This window comes from Thermodesulfobacteriota bacterium (assembly GCA_040756475.1).
Classification (GTDB): domain Bacteria; phylum Desulfobacterota; class Deferrisomatia; order Deferrisomatales; family JACRMM01; genus JBFLZB01.
This window is the reverse complement of record JBFLZB010000318.1, coordinates 1-2,990: the sequence shown is the minus strand read 5'-3', so window position 1 is coordinate 2,990 and position 2,990 is coordinate 1. Positions and strand designations below refer to the sequence as shown.

At 73.1% G+C, this 2,990-nt stretch carries 2 protein-coding genes; both read right to left on the bottom strand.

The annotated features are described in order from the left end of the window. A partial coding sequence (locus tag AB1578_23135) for a hypothetical protein (GenBank protein ID MEW6490793.1) occupies window positions 1-1,377 on the bottom strand: 1,377 nt, incomplete at its 3' end. Between the two features lie 5 nt (window positions 1,378-1,382). Beyond that, window positions 1,383-2,858: a radical SAM protein gene (locus AB1578_23130; protein MEW6490792.1), complete on the bottom strand. Its 1,476-nt coding sequence runs from the start codon at window positions 2,856-2,858 to the stop codon at window positions 1,383-1,385. Window positions 2,859-2,990 lie beyond the last annotated feature (132 nt).

Genomic DNA, 2,990 nt, shown 5'->3' with positions numbered 1-2,990 from the left:
CACCGTGGCCGCGTTGGCCGCGGCCACGAGCAGGAAGGTGCCGGCGGCGAACAGCGTCCAGCGCTGCCGGCGCGACCCCCACAGCCCCGCCAGAAAGGGCAGGGTAAGGGCGGGGCCGAGGTAGAAGCTCCAGAGCCACCGGTACCGGCGCGGGTATTCGTAGGAGAGCCAGCTCCGGCGGCGGTCCTCCCGCAGGTCCGCGTCGCTTCCCCGGTCCTCGTCGGCACCGGCCTCGGAAGGGTCCGACCGCAGCCACGAGAGCACGAAGTGGGGCGTCGTGCCCGAGGACACCTCGTGCACCCGGTGGGGCATCTGCCAGGGGCTCCCGGTAACCCGGTACTGGTAGTAGCCCAGGAAGGAGGCCCCCAGGACGAGCGCCGCCGCCGCGGGCAGCAGCGCGGGGGCGGCCCAGGTTCTCGGCCGCCGGATCTCCTGCGCCGGCGGCGCCTCGGATGCCCGCCGACCCCCCGAGGCCCCCTGGGGACGGGAGCCGGAGCTGCCCTTCTTCCCGCGGCGCCCGCCCTTTGCCTGGGGCGGCGCCGGGTCCGTCCTTGCCCGGTCCGGCACCGGCGGGGCCGCCGGCCCTTCGCCCCCCGGCGTCTTTCTCCCCACCCCAAGCGCCCAGGCCAGCACCAGCACCCCCGCGGGAAGACTCGCCACGAACCCCTCGAAGGGGCGGCTCAGGGCAAGCACCGCGAGCCCGAGCCCCAGGGCGGCGGAGGCGCAGGCCGTGGGACGGTTGCGGATTCGCCGCAGGCCCCCGAAGAGCAGCGAGCCCCCCAGCAGGGCGACCGCGCCGCCCCAGTAACTCTGGCTCCAGTACAGGTAGCGGCCCCGGAGCCACTCGTCCATCCCGCCCAGGTGGGCCACCGCCAGGAGCCCCCCCACGAGGGCCCAGCGCGGGGGCACCCAGCCCTGGAGCATCCAGGTCAGCGCCGCGCAGGCCAGGGCCCAGGAGAGCCACACCCCTGCGAGGGGCTGCCCTGTCAGGACCTGCCCCAGGGCGAGGAAGAGCCCCTGGGCAGGCGGGTACTTGGACTGGTAGGTGGGGCGCACCAGGATGTGCTTGCTCTCGAAGTGCTCCGGCAGAGCAGGGGTGGGGTTCGCGAGCCGCCCCTCGGCGAACGTGTCGGCCGCCAGGAGGTAGCTGAACTCGTCCTGCACCCGCGGCACCGGCCACCGCACCGCGGAGAGGGTGGTGCTCGTGGCCAGGGCCAGCGCACCCACGAGCGCCACCGCCCACACCCGCCGCCGCGCCAGGAGGGCGAGCCGGCGGCACCCGCGGCGGCACCACCGGGCGGCGAGTCGCGGGCTCCACAGGGCCAGCGCCGCGACCAGCGCGACGGCGGCAGCCTCGAACCACAGGAGCTGTTCCATCTGCGTCAGTCCTGCCGCCCAAAGAGCCCCAGCGCCTTGACGAGCTTCGTCTCCAGGGGGAAGCGGGCATCGAGCCGGGTGACCCGGTACCGGGCCAGGGGGTAGTACAGGCGCGCGAGCGCCACCACCAGGGGATGGGTGCGCTTGTAAGGCGCCACGAAGTGGCCCTTCCCAAGGAACATGAGGGGGAAGTCCAGGGCCTCCACGAGCCGGCGCATGTCCCGGGAGACCCAGCGGGACCGCTCCGAGACGTTGCGGAAGTTGAACTCCGCCCAGTCCTCCAGGCATTCGGGCCCCTCGAGGCCGAGCTCGACGCACCGGCCGTAGAGCTCGGTGCCCGGATAGGGCGTGTAGATGTTGAAGGTCTTCACCGCCCGGGTGTTCTCGTCGGTGAGCCGCACCGCGAGCGCGATGCTCTCGCCCAGCTCCTCCCGGGTCTCCGTGGGCAGGCCCATCATGAAGAGGTACACCGGCACGATGGGGTAGGCCGCCAGCTTGCGGTTGGCCGCCGCCACGTCCTCGACCCGGAGATCCTTTTGCAGGAGGTCGAGCACCCGCTGGCTGCCGGATTCCACCCCCACCGAGACGCGCTTGACCCCCGCCCGGACCATCAGGTCGAGAAAGTCCGCGTCCAGACGGTTCAGGGCGTCGGCCCGGATCTGGAGCTTGCTGATGGAGATGCCCAGGCCCGAGGCGACGATCCCCTCCAGGATGCGGTGGGCCCGGTCCAGGTCGATGAAGAAGTGGTCGTCGGTGAAGAGGAAGCCGCGCAGGTCGTGGTCGCGGACGATCCGCTCCAGGTGCCCGAGCACGGTTTCCGGCCCCATGGCCCGCCACCTGCGGCCGTGCATCACCGGGTCCCAGCAGAAGCTGCACCGGAACACGCACCCCCGGCTGGAGTTGAAGCTCACGTGGTCGAGTCCGAAGAGCCGGCGGCGGTACTTGGCCATGTCGATCAGGTGGTAGGAGAGGGGCGGCTGGGCGTCCAGGTCCACGTAGGGCCTCGGGGACGTGGTGACGGTCCGGCCGTCTTCCCGGTACGCGATCCCGGAGATCTCCCCCAGGGGGCCGCCCCGGGCCAGGGCCCGCACGAGCTCGGGAAAGGTGTCCTCCCCCTCCCCCACCACGACCACGTCCGCGTAGGGGTTTTGCAGCGTCTGCTCCGGGAGGAGGCTCGCGTGCACCCCGCCCCACACGATGGGGACGCCGGGGTGCCGCTGCCGCGCGAGCCGACAGCCCTCCAGGGCGTGGCGGATCTGGGGCCCCGTCATGCAGGTGACGCCAAAGCACACCGGCCGCTCGGCCAGGGCGGCCTCCAGCTCCTGCCTCCAGCCCGGGTTTGCGTACTCGTCCACGATCCGCACCCGCACCCCCTCCCGGACCAGGGGGGTCGCCGAGCACAGCAGCCCCAGGGGCAGCTCCACCCGCCGCTGGGGCTGCCAGCCGCTGCGGGGCGCGGGATTGAAGAGGACGACGTCCACGGGGGATTCCTCCTGCGGGCGATCCGACGCCCATGCGGCGCGGGGGGGCGCCTCAGTCCCGCGCCACGCTGCGCCGCGCCCCCACGAGCCCGGGGTCGAAGGCCTCGAAGAGGTCGGGAACGTCGAGATGGC